The following is a 17,240-nucleotide window of genomic DNA, read 5'->3' on the forward strand; positions in this document are numbered from 1 at the left end:
AACTGATTATATGATTGTTCTAATAGCTCCAGAAAAAGACATTCCGAATGAAATTGAAATCCTTCAGCAATTATTTGAAGAAGGATTGGAATATTATCATTTCAGAAAACCTGACAAAAATTATGAAGAGCATGTAGCATATTTGAATCAGATAGATGAAAAGTACCATGATAGAATAGTTACTCATTATTTTCATGAACTTATCAATGAATTCAACCTAAAAGGAATTCATTTTCAAGAACAAAAAAGAATTGATGCTTTAGAGAATGGAAGTGAATATTTTATAGGATTAAATATGATAGGAAAAACAATGAGTAGCTCTTTTCATGAACCTTCAGCATTGGAAAATTGTGATATTGAGTTCGATTATCATTTATTAAGTCCTGTTTTTTCATCCATTTCAAAGAAAGGTTATGAAGGAAGAGGATTTGATGTAAACCATATAGATAAAACGATTATAGGAATGGGAGGAATCAATACCGATACCATTCAAAAAACCTTAGAGTTAGGTTTTCAAGGTATTGGGGTTTTAGGAGGTGTATGGAATGCAGAGAATCCTGTTGAAAGCTTCAAAAAAATCAAACGATATTATGAAGAACTTAAGATGAAATAAACTTTTAATCAAACTATATTGTATTAATAAAAGTAAAAATGTCATAGTCAAATCAAGTCATTAAAATCCACCGTAAGAAGTGTTGAAAATGAAAAGCTGTTTGAACGGAGTGAGTTCTTTTCATTTAACTTCGAGGATGAGATTTTATGAACGAAGAGGTGGCAAGACTAGATTTTTTTGTTTCTTTTTTCATCAAAGGAAAAAAGAAAGTATAGAAACATGAAACAACAACCATACATACTAACCATTGCAGGTCATGACCCGTCGGGAGGAGCAGGATTGACTTCTGATATAAAAACATTTGAAGCGCATGGTTTATATGGACTTTCGGTATGTACAGCAGTTACGGTTCAAAATGATATCGATTTTAAAGAATGTGTTTGGATTGAAAAGGAAGTAATTATCAACCAAATTACAACTCTATTTGAACGTTTTGAAATATCAGTAGTAAAAATAGGAATCATCCAGTCTTGGGAAGTATTATTAGAAGTCGTTCAAATTCTTAAAAAATGCAATCTATCCATAAAAATAGTTGTAGATCCTATTTTAAAAGCAAGTGCTGGATTTGATTTTCATTCCGAAGAGAATATAAAAGTGTTTGAAGAAGTATTGCAACACTGCGATTTTATCACTCCAAATTATGATGAAATCAAGGATTTGTTTCCTGATAAATCCATTGAAGAAACGATTGAGTTTATTTCAGAGAAGACCAATATTTATTTAAAAGGAGGACATAGAGAAGATAAAAAAGGATGGGATGAAGTATATCATAGTAAGATAGTACAGTTGAATATTCCACCGAAAGCTACATCCATTTATGAAAAACACGGAAGCGGTTGTGTGTTGTCTTCCGCTTTAGCTTCAAACATAGCCAAACAACTTTCTTTAGAAGATGCTTGTATATATGCGAAATGGTATACAGAACAATTTTTAAATTCTAATAAAACGCTCTTAGGAGAGCACGATTATAAATGATAAGTAAATTACATTATATAACTCAAGGGAAAACTCCAGAAGAACATTTAGAAAATATTCAAAGGGCTTGCGCTTCTGGAGTAGAGTGGGTACAACTTAGATTAAAGAATCTGGATCCGAAAACTGTTTTAGAAACAGCACAAAAAGCGAGAGAAATTACGAGTCACTTTCAAACACGGTTAATTATAAACGATTACTACAAAGTAGCTAAAGAAGTCAATGCAGATGGAGTTCATTTAGGAAAAACCGATACATGTCCGTTAAAAGCTCGTGAGTATTTAGGGAAATGGTATTCCATTGGTGGGACTGCTAATACTTTAGAAGATTGTAAAATTCTATTAGAGAAAAAAGTAGATTATATTGGTTTGGGGCCTTTTCAATTTACAGAAACTAAAAAGAATTTGAGTCCAGTTTTAGGAGCTGTCGGATATCAAGTAATTTTAGAAGCGTTAAATACAACTACTCCCATCATAGCTATTGGGGGAATTACTATAGAAAATGTACCTGAAATTATAAATACAGGAGTGTATGGTGTTGCTGTGTCAGGAGCGATTACTCAAAATTTTAACTCGATTTCTACATTTCATAAAATATTAAAAGCACCTAGTACCAACGAACAAGTGTATAAGTTAGGTGATAACAAATAGTAAAAATGAACACAAAATTAACAATAGCCGATAAAATATTTACCTCTCGATTATTTACAGGAACAGGAAAATTCAGTTCTTCTGAATTAATGAGAGAAGCTTTGTTAGCTTCAGAAAGTGAATTGATAACAGTTGCTTTAAAAAGAGTAGATGTTCAAAATGAAGAAGATGATATTTTATCGCATTTAAATCACTCAAGAATCAATTTGTTACCAAATACTTCGGGAGTACGTACAGCAAAGGAAGCTGTTTTTGCCGCAGAGTTATCTAGAGAAGCTTTGGAAACAAATTGGGTGAAGTTAGAAATACATCCAGATCCGAGGTATTTATTACCTGATCCTATTGAAACTTTAAAAGCGGCAGAAGAGTTAGTAAAAAAAGGGTTTGTGGTAATGCCTTATATACATGCTGACCCAGTTTTATGCAAACGATTAGAAGAAGTAGGAACGCAATGTGTGATGCCTTTAGGAGCTCCTATTGGAAGTAACAAAGGATTAAAAACGTTGGAGTTTTTAGAAATTATTATTGAGCAATCAAATGTTCCAGTAGTAGTAGATGCTGGTATTGGAGCGCCTTCTCATGCAGCGTATGCTATGGAATTAGGAGCCGATGCTGTTTTGGTAAATACCGCTATTGCCGTCTCACAAAATCCAGTAGCCATGGCACAAGCTTTTAAAAAGGCAGTAGAAGCAGGAAGAATGGCGTACGAAGCAAAACTAGCACCTGTAAGAACACAAGCAGAAGCAAGTAGTCCGTTAACGAGTTTTTTAAGTTAGCTAATAAAACTAACAATATATTATGAGTAGTTTCAAAACAGTATTCAATCAATACAATTGGGATGATACGTTGCAAAGCATTTTTAATAAAACAGCTGCAGATGTAGAAAATGCTTTATCAAAGAATAAACTTGATTTGGAAGATTTTAAAGCGCTCATTTCACCTGCAGCAAAACCTTTTTTAGAACAGATGGCTCAAAAAAGTCGTATGTTGACTAAAAAGCGCTTTGGAAATACCATTCAAATGTATGCTCCGATGTATTTGAGTAACGAATGTCAGAATATATGTACCTATTGCGGATTCAGTTTTACAAACAAAATTCCGAGGAGAACTTTAACTGATGCCGAAATACTGAAAGAGGTTGCTTTTTTAAAAGCGAAAGGGTACGATCATATTTTATTAGTAACAGGTGAAGCCAATAGAACAGTTGGAGTCGATTATATTAAAAATGCAATTGAATTGATTCGTTCTCAATTTTCAAATATTACCATAGAAGTGCAACCTTTAGATCAGGATGAATACGAATTGTTGATTGAAAGCGGATTATATGCAGTATTAGTATATCAAGAAACCTACCATCAGGAAGAATATAAAAAGCATCATCCGAAGGGAAAAAAATCAAACTTTGAATACCGTTTGGAAACTCCTGATAGATTAGGAAAAGCAGGAATTCATAAAATTGGTTTAGGAGCTTTATTCGGATTGGAAGACTGGCGTGCTGATAGCTTTTTTACTGCATTACACTTAAAATATTTACAGAAAACTTATTGGAAAACGAAGTATTCCATTTCATTTCCACGATTAAGACCACATTCAGGAGGATTAGAACCCAAGGTTGAAATGACGGATACTGATTTGGTGCAATTAATCTGTGCGTTTAGACTATTAGATGAAGATGTAGAGCTGTCAATGTCTACCCGAGAAAGCGAAGTTTTTAGGAATAATATTGTTAATTTAGGGGCAACCTCAATGAGTGCAGAATCGAAAACAAATCCAGGAGGGTATAGTGTTGAGCCACAGTCGTTAGAGCAGTTTGAAATTTCAGATGAACGAAGTACTGAAGAAATTGTAGCAATGTTAAAAGGTCAAGGATTGGAAGTAGTTTGGAAAGATTGGGAGCAGTTTGGGTAGATTGGCTTTTAGCTGTTAGCACTTTGTTTTTTGAGGGAATGATTAAGATTGAAAAACAAATAAAAAAGCTATGAGAAATTATCGAAAGTTTGAAGTGTGGAAAAAATCACATGAACTAGCATTAAAAGTGTACGAGTTAACTAAAAGCTTTCCTAAAGAAGAAATATATGGAATAACCTCACAATTAAGAAGAGCTTCATTAATTTGTCGTACGAAAATCATGAAAATTTAAATAGAGAAATAATTTCAATAAGAAAAATGTTGAATGTATTACACTCAAGGTTAAGAAAATAAAGTTGTAAATTAAATACTAATAGCCAAAAGCGAATAGCTAACAACCAAATGCTAACAAACGAAGAACAAAAACAATACAATCGTCATTTAATTCTCGATAAAATAGGAGAAGAAGGGCAACTAAAATTAAAACAAGCCAAGGTATTAGTAATAGGAGCAGGTGGACTGGGTTGTCCTGTACTACAATATTTAACGGCTGCTGGTGTCGGAACGATTGGAATTATAGATGATGATGTAGTAGATCAAAGTAATTTACAACGTCAGGTTTTATATACGATAGATGATATTGGAAAGTCAAAAGCACAAACAGCTGCAAATCGTTTGTCAAAATTAAATCCGTTTGTTCAGTTTCATGTTTATCAAGAGAAATTGACCAATCAGAATGCTATTTCTTTATTTGATAAATATGATGTAATTGTAGATGGGAGTGATAATTTTGCCACTCGTTATTTAACCAACGATGCAGTGGTACTCACTCAAAAACCATTGGTATATGGAGCCATTTTTAAATTTGAAGGACAAGTAAGCGTATTCAATTATCAAGGAAGTGCTACGTATCGATGTTTGTATCCAACACCACCCAAGCCTGAAGAATCACCCAATTGTTCCGAAATTGGTGTTATAGGGGTGTTACCTGGAATTATAGGAAGTTTACAAGCCAATGAAACTATTAAGATTATTTGTGGAATAGGAGAAGTGTTAGCTAATAAATTATTGATGTATGATACCTTAAGCATGCGTCAAATGGTATTGAAATTTGAAAAGACCGATAAAGCTGAGGTTACTGAGTTAAATCATGATTATGAGTTTTTTTGTGGAATAAAAGCAGCTACCCGCGAAATAACTTTGGAAGAACTACAAGATAATAAGTCAGCATATAATCTATTAGATGTTCGCGAAGATTGGGAACGAGAGCAACATCATATAGGCGGACAACATATTCCGTTAGGTGAGCTTGCTCAACGGTACCAAGAAATAGCAACAGACAAACCTGTAGTGGTTTATTGCAAATCAGGAGTACGAAGCCGACGAGCGATTGAATTTCTTGAAGAACATTATAATACAATCACGTTTTTAAACTTAAAAAAGGGACTAGGTTAATAGTTTATTAAATCTAAAAGTACGAAAACAAATACTTTCCTATTTCTATACTATGAAGAGTACTTGATTAAAAAATTAAGAAAGGATGCTACGCAATCTTTGTCCCATTTTTAACACTACGTTCAGCAGTTAATAAAGTTACCTCTTTATCATCTCCTAAGCCACCTAATACCAAGCATTCGCTCATCATATTTGCAATTTGTTTTTTTGGAAAGTTTACCACAGCAACCACTTGTTTTCCTATTAAATCTTCAGGTTGATACAGTTTAGTAATCTGAGCTGAGGTTTTTTTAATTCCGTAGTCGCCAAAATCTACTTGCATTTTATAAGCAGGATTTTTCACTTCTTTAAAAATTTCGGCAGAAATAATGGTACCAATACGCATTTCTACTTTTGCAAAATCGTTCCAAGTTAAATTGTTATTGTCTTCCATAGTTTAGTTATTTTCTAGTAATCTTTTTGCAGCAGTAAATGGAGTGGTTTTCCCATTTTCCAGTTTAGTAACTTCCTGCTGTAAGCGTTCTTTAATTTTTGGATTATTGTAAAAGTTATTTTTTAATTGTTGATTGATGGTTTCTAACAACCAATAGTTATTTTGTTCATTTCTTTTCTGCTGAAAGTAACCAGATTTTTTTACTAAGTTCATGTACTCTTCAATCATAGCGTAAATAGCATCAATTCCTTGATGATGTAGCGCACTTGCTAATAAAACTTTAGGTTGCCAGCCGCTTTCTTTAGCAGGGTATAAGTGTAAGGCTCTATTGAATTCTACTTTCGCTAGTTTAGCATTTTTCTCGTTACCACTATCAGCTTTATTAATCACAATAGCATCAGCCATTTCAATAATTCCACGTTTAATACCTTGTAATTCGTCACCAGCTCCAGCCAATTTCAATAATAAAAAGAAATCGGTCATAGAATGTACAGCAGTTTCCGACTGTCCCACACCCACCGTTTCAATAATAATAGTATCAAAACCAGCAGCTTCACATAAAATAATACTCTCACGTGTTTTTTGAGCAACACCACCCAACGAAGTTCCAGAAGGAGAAGGACGAATAAAAGCGTTCTCATCGGTTACTAACTCTTCCATACGTGTTTTATCTCCTAAAATACTTCCTTTGTTAACAGAACTACTCGGGTCTACAGCTAAAACAGCAACTTTTTTACCTAACGAAGTTAAATGCTTACCAAAAGATTCAATAAAAGTACTTTTTCCTACACCAGGAACACCTGTAATTCCAATTCTAACCGATTTATTGGCATGAGGTAAACAAGCTTCTAAAATTTCATTAGCTTGTTGTTGGTGTTTTGGATTGGTACTTTCTACTAACGTAATAGCTCTACTTAAAAAAGGAATATTTCCAGCTATTATTTGAGTAACAAAATCTTCGGTTGAGGTAGTTTTTCTTCTATTACGCTTTATTTTTTCTGCAGATGATTTACTAGTGGTTTCAGGCTGGGAAACCCCGTCTTTTTCAGAGAGTGCAGATGTGTCTTTATTGGTCATTATGTAGGTAAAACAAAATAATAACGTAAATTTAGAAATAAAAATGCAGGAAAATGCAACACGAAGGAAAAAGTGTCGTATTTAGGGTAAGAAATCAATAATGAAATCAACCAAACAGATACATCAACCGGTAATAGATGCCTGTAAAAACAATGATGCAAAAGCACAAATGCAATTATATGATTTGTATTGTGATGCTATGTATACAGTGGCATTACGTTACGTGAAAGATTCATTTATAGCGGAAGATGTTATGCAAGAGGCATTTATAAAAGCATTTAAAAATATTGATTCATATAAAGATGGAGTAGCCTTTGGTGCTTGGTTAAAAAGAATTGTTATCAATCAAAGTATTGATTATTTAAAAAAGAAGAAACTAGAATTGGTTTCTATTAACGAAGAGATTACCACAGTAGCAGAAGATGATAATTGGAATGTAGCTTCTACGATATCGTATCAAGATATTGTAAACTGTATTCAGCAATTAAAAGAAAAATATAGAGTTGTGTTAACCCTGTTTTTGTTAGAGGGGTATGATCATGGAGAGATTTCGCAAATATTAGGAATTTCTGAAGTGAGTTCAAGAACACATTTATTAAGAGGAAAAAGACAAGTGCAAGAACAATTAAAAGCAGTACATCATGTCTAAAGATATTAGAGAAATACTAAAAAAAAATGTTGAAAACACGGAGAGGTTATCAATAAATCACAGACAGCGTTTTCAACAAAAGTTGATGGATGAATTGCACGAAAAGCCATCAACAAAAAAATCATATCAATGGTTGTATATAGCAGCATCTATTGTGTTGTTGGTGAGTTTGGGAATTCAGTTTTATCCAACAAATACTGTAGATCCAATAATAACTGAGCTTCCAAAAGAAACTCAAAATCAAATTAGTTTAGGAGCAATTTCACCTGAATTAAAAACAGTAGAAGATTATTATGTAAACACCATTAATTACGAATTAAGTCAGTTAGAATTAACTGACGATAATAAAGAACTTTTTGATGGTTATTTGAACAAAATAGGAGAATTAACCAAAGAATATAAATCGTTAACCGAAGAGCTCAATACAAAAGGAATTAACGACGATACTATCAATGCATTGATTGGAAACCTGCAATTACGTTTACAGCTGTTAAAACGTATGCAAAAACAATTACAAGAATTTAAAAATCCAACTCAAAATGACATTCAAACAATTTAAAATCAGTGTTTTTTTACTGTTAGTAACTGGCGTTGTATCTGCACAGAAATACAACAAAAAGTTTAGTGAAAATTTTAAAACAAATAAAGACGTAGTAGTTAATATTAATGCATCTAATGCAGATGTAGATGTGACTACATGGAATAAAAACGAAGTTTCAGTAGAAGCAGTTGTAGAAGTGGAAGGGCTAGATAAAAATGAAGCTCAAAAATATTTAGACAACTGGAAATTTGAAGCCTTAGGGAATAAAAGTAAAGTACAAATTAATGCCAATAAAAATAGCTTCAGAATAGGAGGGGACAATATTGTGTTCTTTAATTCATCAGACAATAATTATCCAAGAGTATTTCAATTTGATGGTGATGATGAGGTGGTAGTAATTCCAGAAGTAAGAATTCCGGAGATGCCTGAAATACCTGAACTTCCTGAAATAAAAATTCCTGAAGTTAACTTTGAAGAAATAGTAACAGGTTTGGAGGATATTGAATTTGACTTTGATAAGTATGCAAAAGATGGAGGAAACTACTTTTTTCAATGGAAAGATGGTGTGAATGACATTACCATAAAGTCGAAAAAAGAATGGGAAGAATTTAAGAAAACAGATAAGTATAAAGAGTTTAAAAAACATCAAGAAGAAAGAAAAAGAGATATTAAAAAAGAATTAGAAAGAGTTAAAAAAGAGCGAATCAATGAAAAGGAACTAAGAAGAGAAATGGCTAAAGCAAGAGCAGAAATTAGAAAAATTAATAGAGAAGAAATAAGAAAAGAACTTGCCAAAGCTAGAGAAGAAATGCACAAGGTAAGAAAAGAGATGAGAAAGGTTCGTATGAATTATTCTTACTCTTCTGATGGTGATAATCTTATGATTAATGGGAAAAAAGTAAAAATTACAAAGAAGATTATTATAAAGGTTCCAAAATCAGCAACCTTTGACTTAAACACTCGTCACTGTAAAGTAAAATTACCAAAAACTAAAGCTTCAGGAAAGGTAAGTTATGGAACTTTTAAAGCTGATGCACTTGACGGAGGAAAGTTGAATATTTCATTTTCACCAGTAAACATAAGCTCATTAAACGCTTGTACGTTGTTCTTAAATAATGTAACCGATGCTCAATTAGCATCGGTTACCAATACAACAGTACACTCTAATTCATCAGGGCTTGTAGTGAGCAATGTTTATAGTAATGTTGAAGTAAATAATAAGTTTGGAAATTTAACCATTGCCAAAGTACACCCTAGCCACGATAATTTAAAAGTATTTTTAAGTTATTCTGACGCTGGAGTTGATTTAAAAGGAATAAATAAGAAATTTAATATTCAAGGAGACAAGGCTAAAAAATTAAAAGATGGAACTGTAGAATATAATGGTGAGTTTATTTTAATTTCAAACGATAAGAAAATTGAAATAGACGGTAAATACAGTCAATTAAAAGTTAAAAATCAATAAGAAATACAAACAAAATTACTTTTTATTTCTACAAAATTGCTACCAAATTCTTTTTCTATATTCCTTATAAAGTGCCTATATTAGCGATTGCAAATAGTCACTTTTACTATGGAATTATACAAAGAAAATCAACTTAAAATATATAACTCTTTAACCAAATCAAAAGAGCTTTTTAAACCAGTAATTGAAGGACGCGTAGGTATGTACGTATGTGGTCCTACAGTATATAGCAACGCCCATTTAGGAAACGTACGAACTTTTATGTTTTTTGATGTGGTGTATCGTTATTTATTACACCTAGGGTATAAAGTACGCTATGTACGTAATATTACAGATGCTGGTCACTTAGAAAACGATGCAGATGAAGGAGAAGATAGAATTGCAAAAAAAGCACGACTAGAGGAAATTGAACCTATGGAAGTAGTGCAACGTTATACAGTTGATTTCCATAATGTATTAAATAACTATAATTTTTTACCACCAAGTATAGAACCTACCGCAACCGGTCATATTGTAGAGCAGATTGAAATGATTAAAGAAATCATGGATAAAGGTTTTGCTTATGAAGTAAACGGTTCTGTATATTTTGATGTATTAAAATATAACGAAACGGGTAACTATGGTATTCTTTCTGGTAGAAAATTTGAAGACGCTATTCATAATACAAGAGCTTTGGATGGACAGTCAGACAAAAGAAATCCACAAGACTTTGCACTTTGGAAAAAAGCCGATGAACGTCATATCATGCGTTGGCCTTCACCTTGGAGTGATGGTTTCCCAGGTTGGCATTTAGAGTGTTCAGTAATGAGTACAAAGTATTTGGGCGAGCAATTCGATATTCATGGTGGAGGAATGGACTTAAAATTCCCGCATCACGAGTGTGAAATTGCACAATCACAAACTTGTAGTGGTGTAAAGCCAGTAAATTACTGGATGCACACCAATATGTTATTGTTGAACAGTCAAAAAATGGCAAAATCAACAGGTAACTTTATTTTACCAAATGAAATTTTAACAGGAGAAAATAACATTTTAGGGAAAGCGTTCTCTGCAAGTGTAGTTCGTTTTTTCAATATGCAAGCCAATTATCGAAGCATTTTAGATTTTTCTGGAGAAGCTTTAGAGGCTGCTGAAAAAGGACATGCAAAGTTGATAGAAGCTGTAGATTTCTTAGATAAAATAGAAGCAGATAGTTCTTCTTCATTTGATGTTGAAAAATGGAGACAAGATTGCTACGACGCCATGAATGATGATTTTAATACACCAATTTTAATATCACATTTATTTGAAGCTGTAAAAGTTATCAATCAAATAAAAGAAGGAAAAGCGAGTTTAACTACCGAAGATCTAGAAGTATTTAAGAATACAATCAATGCGTTTGTTTTTGATGTATTAGGATTAATGAATGAAACTTCAGAAGGAAACAATTCAGATAAATTAAGTGGTGTAGTTGAAATGTTAATTAGCATGCGTAAAGAAGCACGTGAAAATAAAGACTGGGCATTATCTGATGAAATTCGTGATAGATTATTGGAGTTAGGTATTCAATTAAAAGACGGTAGGGAAGGAACAACATTTACAGTTAACTAATTGAAAAAAATATTAACATATCCATTTATATTGTTAGTTCGATTTTATCAAACAGCAATATCTCCGTTTACACCAGCAACATGTAGATATTCACCAACGTGTTCAAGCTATACAATTGAAGCATTGCAAAAGCATGGATTGTTTTACGGTGGTTGGTTGGCATTAAAAAGAATATTTAGTTGTCACCCATGGGGAGGAAGTGGTTACGATCCTGTTCCAGAGAAAAAAGAAAAATAATAATTGTCATAGAGAAGTTTATTAAGAAGTAATCTTAAGATTATTTCATTTTAACTTGTCTTTAGCGACAGCCGAAAGGTTTGCAATGACACAAAAACTAAATTAAAGTAGATGAATTTTTTATCCATAGTGTGGGATTGGAACCCAGAAATAATAAATTTAGGAGGTTTTGGTATTCGTTGGTACAGTTTAATGTTTGTAGCAGCGTTTATTTTAGGACTTCAATTAATGAAAAAGATTTATATCAACGACAATATTTCAGTTGAGAAACTAGATCCGTTATTTATGTACGTATTTGTTTCTATGTTGGTAGGAATGCGTTTAGGAGACGTTTTCTTTTATAGTTGGGATTATTATCAAAACCATTTATTGGAAATCATATTACCATTTAAAAAACAAGAAGGAGCTTCAGCTTTATTCGGATTGTTAGATGGATGGAAATTCACAGGATTTACTGGGTTTGCAAGTCACGGAGCAGCAATAGCAATTCCGATTGCAATGTACTTTTACGCTAAGAAACACTTACAAAAACCATGGTTGTTTATCTTAGATAGATTAGGAATTATGGTAGCTTTAGCAGGGTTTTTCATCCGTTTCGGAAACTTCTTTAATTCTGAAATTTACGGAAAACCAACAGGAAGCAGCTTTGGTGTAATCTTTAAAAGAGCAGGAGAGACGGTACCACGTCACCCAACCCAATTATATGAAGCATTTAGTTACTTAGTACTGTTCTTTGCTTTATGGTATTTCTATTGGAAAACAGACAAGAAAAACCAAACAGGATTTTTATTCGGACTGTTTATGGTAGTATTATGGTCGTTACGTTTTGTAATAGAATTCTTAAAAGAAGCACAAGTAGAAGGAAGAGAAGATTGGGTGTTTAATACCTTAAATACAGGTCAAGTATTAAGTATTCCGTTAGTATTAATCGGTTTTTGGTTAATGTTTAGAAAACCCAAAGCAACTGCATAAAAACAATAAAAAACTCCAAGTGTACACTTGGAGTTTTTTATTATTAAAAAGTAACAGTTTTACTCTTTAGAAAACTTTTCAGCTAGCAAATCCCACAGCTGAGAATAGCCATTGTCATAACCCAACGCCCAAATACCTACGCCACCTATTTTATTGTGTTTTATCCAGTCGTACTTCAAAGCAAGAGATTGTACGTCTTCAAAAAACAACTGTCTATACTCTTGGTTACTATCTTTAATAATTAGATAGCTAGAAGCACTTTTAGAATCAAACTTAACCGGGATTTGTAAAGAGTCAATATACATATCTCGTATGGTATGGTAACGAGGATGCGATTTGAACTTAGTTACTTTAGCACCCATTTCTGGTTTTTTTGTATACCATTCTGCACCGTAATAGGGGAGTCCGGCAATTAATTTATGTAACGGAACCCCTTTATCTTTATAATAATTAACAGAAGCTTTTAAACCATTTCCGAATTTTTCACTGTATTTAAAAGGTGTTACAGGTCCTGTAGTTTTGCTAAAACTTCCGTAGTAATCGTACCCCATTAGCGTGTAAAAATCAATATGCGGATTGATAGCAGGAATATCAAAAACATTGTTCCAGTCAATAGCATACAAACATAAAGAAACCATATAATTAGGATTTTTCTCTTTTAGTTTTTTAGAAACGTTAATGATAAATTGTGTAAACTGGCTTCTATCTTCTTTAGCAACACCTTCAAAATCTATATTAATTCCATTAGCATTTCTTAACGCAAGTAACTCAGCTAGGTTCTCTATTAATCTTGTTTGAGCTTTTGAATTTTTTAAAAATACAGTATTGTTTTTGCTTCCAAAGTTAGTAACAGACAAAAAGACTTTACAACCTTTTGTTTTTGCACTATCAATTAACGGAGTAGTTTTCCATTGATGTATACTTTTATAATTACCTGTTTTGGGTTCAACAGAATATGAAAAATATGAAATTCCCCAAAGCATGGAAAAGTTATAACTTTTATAAGCAGAACCGTTTGAGTATACATGCCATCCAAATGTGCGATATTTTGGATGTACGGTTCCTTTTTTATGAGTTATAGGTTTGTAAGAAATATTGTTTAAACTATCCCATTGACGCTCGGTAGAAAAGTTGAGGTTACCATACTTTTGCTCATGCAAATTACGTTGGCTTACGAATTTACTGCTGTCAGAAATTCTACCTATTTTTTCATGTTTTAAAGATGGTTGATTATTGTTGTTAAGGGTAACTTTCTTTTTCTTCTTTGAACAAGAAGTAATTAATACGATTAAAAACAAGAGGCTAATTAATAACCGTGTTTGTTTATTTTGGGGGTGCTTCATTTTTAATAAAAAGATAGATTAGTCAAATTCATAGTTTATTACAAACTATAAGAGTTACTAAAATACAATAAGTTTTCTAAGCAAGTTTTTGTTTAAAAGTGGATGTATAGAAAAATAAAAAACTCCAAGCGAAAAGCTTGGAGTTTTTTTTATTGTATTAAGGTAGGATTTCTTATCCTTTTATTTTAGCTAACTCTTGTTTTTTAGCATCAATTTCGTTCTCAATTTTTAACAAGCGATTTTCAATTTTATTAACAATAGCTTGTTTTCTTTCAATACTTTCTTTTGAATTAGAAGCATCTTTTTTAGCCTCTTCTAATTTAGACTTCATTCTAGCTAATCCTTCCTTACCACTAATTAAAATCTCTTCATTAATGCTAATATCATCTTCAAGGTCACTAATTAAAGTGTTTTTCTCTTTACTAATGTTCTTTTCTTTAGCTTTAATTTGGTTACTTAATTGTTTAAGCTTCTCTTCTTCTAAACGTAAAGCTTCTTGCTCTTTTAAATAAGCAAGCTCTCTAGCTTTTCTTTCTTCGTCTAATTTTTTACGAGCCTCTTCAAGCTTTTGCTTTTGTAAAAGAACCTCTTTCTGCTCATCACTTATATTATCTTCATACACAACAAGACCAGTGCTTGCAGCAGTAGATTCAGTTTTAGCTTCCTCTTCAGGTTGTTCTTTCTTTTCTTTTCTAGCTAATTTTCTTTCTAAAGAAGCCAAATCTTTTTTATGCAAATCAATTTGATTGTTAAGCTTGCTAAGTCTTTGTTGCATGTTAGCAACAATTTTTTCTTTTCTCTCTACTTCTTGTTTTGTAGCTTTTTTACTTTTTTTAAAACGTTCTAAGTTTCCTTTCACACGTTTTAAAGCATCAACACCACTAATTAAAATCTCTTCATTAGCACTAATTTGATCTTTCTTATTCTTTACCTGAATTTTTAAAGCTTTAATATCATTTTGAGCATTTACCTGCTGTAGGGAAGCAAACGTTATGAAAAAAGTTAAAGTAACTAAGAGTCTTAATGTTTTCATTTTAATCTATGTTATTAAGTATATGTTTTTTTGGGGCGCAAAAGTATGGCTAATTGCAAAAAAAAAATAACTTTTTAACATGTTTTTTACCATGCTTTTCAGGAAATTAAAAACATAATGCTTTGAGTAACATAAAATTTGATGTAAATAAAAGTTTTAGAGTTTTTACTCGTGGTGATAAGGTTCGTTTCTAAGAATAGTAAAACCACGATACACTTGTTCAACTATAAATAAGCGAATCATTTGGTGAGAAAATGTCATTTTAGATAACGATAACTTTCCTTGTGCTTTATTGTATACAGCATCAGAAAAACCATAGGGACCTCCAATAACCAACACTAGTTGTTTAATACCAGAGTTCATTTTCTTTTGTAAATATTTTGAAAATTCTACTGAAGTATGCTGTTTTCCTTTATCATCCAATAAAATTAACTGATCTGTAGGTTGTAGTTTAGATAGAATTAACTCTCCTTCTTTTTCTTTTTGTTGCGCCTCGCTCAAGTTTTTAACATTTTTTATATCTGGAATAATTTCCAACTCAAACTTTACGTAGTGTTTTAGTCGGTTTTGATATTCGTCTATTAATTGTTGTAACTGCTTATTGTCAGTTTTACCTATAGCGAGTAGTTTTATTTTCATACGGCAAAATTACGAATGTTTTATAAACTCTTAAAGGGTAGGTTTAAGTGTAAGAAACAAGTTTTTGTATAGATAATATTGAGAGAAATAGAAGAGTAGTCGAACCTATCATAATTGTGGTTACACATTGTTGAGCTTTTATTTCTTTAATTCTTTCAAGTATAAGTCTTCTATTATTTTAATATGATGTAATTCGTGCCCGAGAATATGATATCCCAGAGCTCTTGCACTTGCTCTATTTCCGTTTGCAACCCCGATACGTTTTAATGATTTGTCAGATAATCCATTAAACAAAGCTATTGTTGATAATCTTAAAGCTTCGTATTCCTCTAATATATTCTCAATTGTTCTTTCCGATGTGTCAGAATAATAATTATAATCTTCCTGTTCAAACCCTGGGAGATTTGTTTTATCATTTCTAGCAAATGAAAGAGCCCTATATCCATATATTCTTTCGTCATCAATTATGTGAACTAAAACTTCTTTAATTGACCATTTATTCTTTTCATATCTATAGTCTAATTCATCATTCGATAAGTTACTTATTAAAGACTTTGTTTTATGTAAACTCGATTTCAATTGTTCAATAAGACTTCCATCTCTTTTAACTAGTTTCATGTACATTTCAGCATAACTAGGATATTCATTTTGTAATGGAAATTCAATGTGTTTAATCATATAGCTTTTTTTTATGTTGTTGTCAACGATCTTGACTATGAGTAGTTAGTTGTTTCAGCAACTAATTTAGTAAATACAAACCGAATAGAAAATCCGCAAGGGTTTTCTTAAGCAAGCTAGAACTAGCAAAAAAATATATGCGATGTTAGCACCTGCTTTTTATTTATATATGTTTTCAATATTTAACTCTTCCATTACCAGATTTTGAAGAGTTTTCAATTCTTTATTGTAGTTAATATTTTCCTCTTCACTTTTTTTTAGTTCGGATAAAACGTCAAAAACAAAATTTTCTTCTCCATATTCATTCCATTCTTTTTGGAAGCTTCTATTCCTATGGTTTCCGAATTTGAGTTCCATTTTATGTCTGTTCCATTTAGATTCCATATCAATACTATGGTCAATCAGAAATTTATTGTTTTTAATGTTTTTTATTTGAAAAACTCCCATTGGAATTTTCATTTGTTTGTATTCTTCTTTAAGTTCTTTTTTGGTTTTCATATTACATAAATCCTAATTGTTTCATAACTGTTATTCTGTCAAAAACTTGAGTATGCCCATTAATTAAATTGTCTTTAAAATGATAAATTGTTAAGCCTTTTGTATTTATAGATTTTTTAGTTGGTGGATATCCTCCAATCATACCAAGGTTTGTTCCAGTTAAAATCCAAGTTATAGCAACGTGATTTTCTTCAGGAATTGCAGATGTTATTTCAAAATTCATATCAGGAAATGAGTTGAATGAAAAATTCAACCGTTCTATGAATTCAGAATGAGATAAGGTTTTTCCCTCCCAAGGGTCAGTTGTGTCAAGGTGAATTGTATATTCTGGATGAACGTATTGCTCAATTTTATCAAAATTCTTTTTATTCCAAATTTCAGTCATAAATTCCCGCAGGAAAGATTCTTTGTTCATTGTCTTTTTTTAGTTGGTGCTAACGGTATTGTATATGAAAAGTAGCGGATTTTTAAGCACAAACTTTTCGGCTTATAACTAACCTTTATTTTATTATTTATCTTTCGTTTAAGCGATTAAATCGCTATTTTT

At 31.8% G+C, this 17,240-nt stretch carries 21 protein-coding genes; 13 read left to right on the top strand and 8 right to left on the bottom strand.

Annotated elements, in window-relative coordinates; translation table 11 throughout:
- Positions 1-10: 10 nt before the first annotated feature.
- The 7 genes from LCI24_RS04850 to moeB all read left to right on the top strand — a co-directional run bounded on the left by LCI24_RS04850 (position 11) and on the right by moeB (position 5,538).
- The gene (locus LCI24_RS04850) at positions 11-613 is read left to right on the top strand and encodes a thiamine phosphate synthase (protein ID WP_274639405.1); all 603 of its coding nucleotides are present in this window, start codon (positions 11-13) and stop codon (positions 611-613) included.
- 219 nt (positions 614-832) lie between these two features.
- Positions 833-1,588 carry a hydroxymethylpyrimidine/phosphomethylpyrimidine kinase gene (locus LCI24_RS04855; protein ID WP_274639406.1) on the top strand — a complete coding sequence of 252 codons (756 nt, stop codon included), beginning with the start codon at positions 833-835 and terminating at the stop codon, positions 1,586-1,588.
- Positions 1,585-2,235: a thiamine phosphate synthase gene (thiE, locus tag LCI24_RS04860; protein WP_124591197.1), complete on the top strand. Its 651-nt coding sequence runs from the start codon at positions 1,585-1,587 to the stop codon at positions 2,233-2,235. Before LCI24_RS04855 ends, thiE begins: the two co-directional genes overlap by 4 nt.
- A gap of 5 nt (positions 2,236-2,240) precedes the next feature.
- Positions 2,241-3,011: a thiazole synthase gene (locus LCI24_RS04865; RefSeq protein ID WP_274639407.1), complete on the top strand. Its 771-nt coding sequence runs from the start codon at positions 2,241-2,243 to the stop codon at positions 3,009-3,011.
- Between the two features lie 22 nt (positions 3,012-3,033).
- On the top strand, positions 3,034-4,143 hold the full coding sequence (gene thiH, locus LCI24_RS04870; protein WP_274639408.1) for a 2-iminoacetate synthase ThiH: 1,110 nt from the start codon (positions 3,034-3,036) through the stop codon (positions 4,141-4,143).
- 70 nt (positions 4,144-4,213) lie between these two features.
- Positions 4,214-4,375, top strand: a complete 162-nt coding sequence (locus LCI24_RS04875; RefSeq protein ID WP_274639409.1) for a four helix bundle protein — start codon at positions 4,214-4,216, stop codon at positions 4,373-4,375.
- Between the two features lie 110 nt (positions 4,376-4,485).
- Positions 4,486-5,538, top strand: a complete 1,053-nt coding sequence (moeB, locus tag LCI24_RS04880; protein WP_274639410.1) for a molybdopterin-synthase adenylyltransferase MoeB — start codon at positions 4,486-4,488, stop codon at positions 5,536-5,538.
- Positions 5,539-5,626: 88 nt separating this feature from the next.
- On the opposite strand, the gene LCI24_RS04885 is transcribed toward moeB, so the two are convergent.
- Positions 5,627-5,971, bottom strand: coding sequence for a tRNA-binding protein (locus LCI24_RS04885; protein ID WP_274639411.1), 345 nt, complete (start codon positions 5,969-5,971; stop codon positions 5,627-5,629).
- Between the two features lie 3 nt (positions 5,972-5,974).
- Positions 5,975-7,048 carry a methylmalonyl Co-A mutase-associated GTPase MeaB gene (meaB, locus tag LCI24_RS04890; RefSeq protein ID WP_274639412.1) on the bottom strand — a complete coding sequence of 358 codons (1,074 nt, stop codon included), beginning with the start codon at positions 7,046-7,048 and terminating at the stop codon, positions 5,975-5,977.
- A gap of 100 nt (positions 7,049-7,148) precedes the next feature.
- Here meaB and LCI24_RS04895 point away from each other — a divergent pair, with 100 nt between their 5' ends.
- From LCI24_RS04895 to lgt, 6 genes are all read left to right on the top strand, one after another.
- Positions 7,149-7,697, top strand: a complete 549-nt coding sequence (locus tag LCI24_RS04895) for an RNA polymerase sigma factor (protein ID WP_274639413.1) — start codon at positions 7,149-7,151, stop codon at positions 7,695-7,697.
- A complete protein-coding gene (locus LCI24_RS04900) occupies positions 7,690-8,256 on the top strand; it encodes a hypothetical protein (protein ID WP_274639414.1) in 567 nt (188 codons plus the stop codon). The genes LCI24_RS04895 and LCI24_RS04900 overlap by 8 nt, the downstream gene beginning before the upstream one ends.
- Positions 8,237-9,703, top strand: a complete 1,467-nt coding sequence (locus LCI24_RS04905) for an MAP7 domain-containing protein (protein WP_274639415.1) — start codon at positions 8,237-8,239, stop codon at positions 9,701-9,703. Before LCI24_RS04900 ends, LCI24_RS04905 begins: the two co-directional genes overlap by 20 nt.
- A gap of 108 nt (positions 9,704-9,811) precedes the next feature.
- A complete protein-coding gene (cysS, locus tag LCI24_RS04910) occupies positions 9,812-11,293 on the top strand; it encodes a cysteine--tRNA ligase (RefSeq protein ID WP_274639416.1) in 1,482 nt (493 codons plus the stop codon).
- A complete protein-coding gene (gene yidD / locus LCI24_RS04915; protein ID WP_073181389.1) occupies positions 11,294-11,530 on the top strand; it encodes a membrane protein insertion efficiency factor YidD in 237 nt (78 codons plus the stop codon).
- A 111-nt stretch (positions 11,531-11,641) separates the two neighbouring features.
- The gene (gene lgt / locus LCI24_RS04920) at positions 11,642-12,502 is read left to right on the top strand and encodes a prolipoprotein diacylglyceryl transferase (RefSeq protein ID WP_099215335.1); all 861 of its coding nucleotides are present in this window, start codon (positions 11,642-11,644) and stop codon (positions 12,500-12,502) included.
- A 59-nt stretch (positions 12,503-12,561) separates the two neighbouring features.
- Here lgt and LCI24_RS04925 read toward each other — a convergent pair whose 3' ends face one another.
- From LCI24_RS04925 to LCI24_RS04950, 6 genes are all read right to left on the bottom strand, one after another.
- The gene (locus tag LCI24_RS04925; protein ID WP_274639417.1) at positions 12,562-13,845 is read right to left on the bottom strand and encodes a glycosyl hydrolase family 18 protein; all 1,284 of its coding nucleotides are present in this window, start codon (positions 13,843-13,845) and stop codon (positions 12,562-12,564) included.
- Positions 13,846-14,017: 172 nt separating this feature from the next.
- Positions 14,018-14,878 (bottom strand): coiled-coil domain-containing protein, encoded by an 861-nt coding sequence (locus LCI24_RS04930; protein ID WP_274639418.1) that lies wholly within the window; start codon positions 14,876-14,878, stop codon positions 14,018-14,020.
- A 165-nt stretch (positions 14,879-15,043) separates the two neighbouring features.
- A complete protein-coding gene (gene rlmH, locus LCI24_RS04935; protein WP_099215338.1) occupies positions 15,044-15,517 on the bottom strand; it encodes a 23S rRNA (pseudouridine(1915)-N(3))-methyltransferase RlmH in 474 nt (157 codons plus the stop codon).
- 138 nt (positions 15,518-15,655) lie between these two features.
- Positions 15,656-16,195 (bottom strand): DinB family protein, encoded by a 540-nt coding sequence (locus LCI24_RS04940; protein ID WP_274639419.1) that lies wholly within the window; start codon positions 16,193-16,195, stop codon positions 15,656-15,658.
- 159 nt (positions 16,196-16,354) lie between these two features.
- Positions 16,355-16,693 (bottom strand): GIY-YIG nuclease family protein, encoded by a 339-nt coding sequence (locus tag LCI24_RS04945; protein WP_274639420.1) that lies wholly within the window; start codon positions 16,691-16,693, stop codon positions 16,355-16,357.
- A gap of 1 nt (position 16,694) precedes the next feature.
- The gene (locus LCI24_RS04950; RefSeq protein WP_099215344.1) at positions 16,695-17,108 is read right to left on the bottom strand and encodes an ester cyclase; all 414 of its coding nucleotides are present in this window, start codon (positions 17,106-17,108) and stop codon (positions 16,695-16,697) included.
- Between the last annotated feature and the right edge of the window lie 132 nt (positions 17,109-17,240).

Source organism: Tenacibaculum larymnensis (assembly GCF_028829235.1).
Taxonomy (GTDB): domain Bacteria; phylum Bacteroidota; class Bacteroidia; order Flavobacteriales; family Flavobacteriaceae; genus Polaribacter; species Polaribacter larymnensis.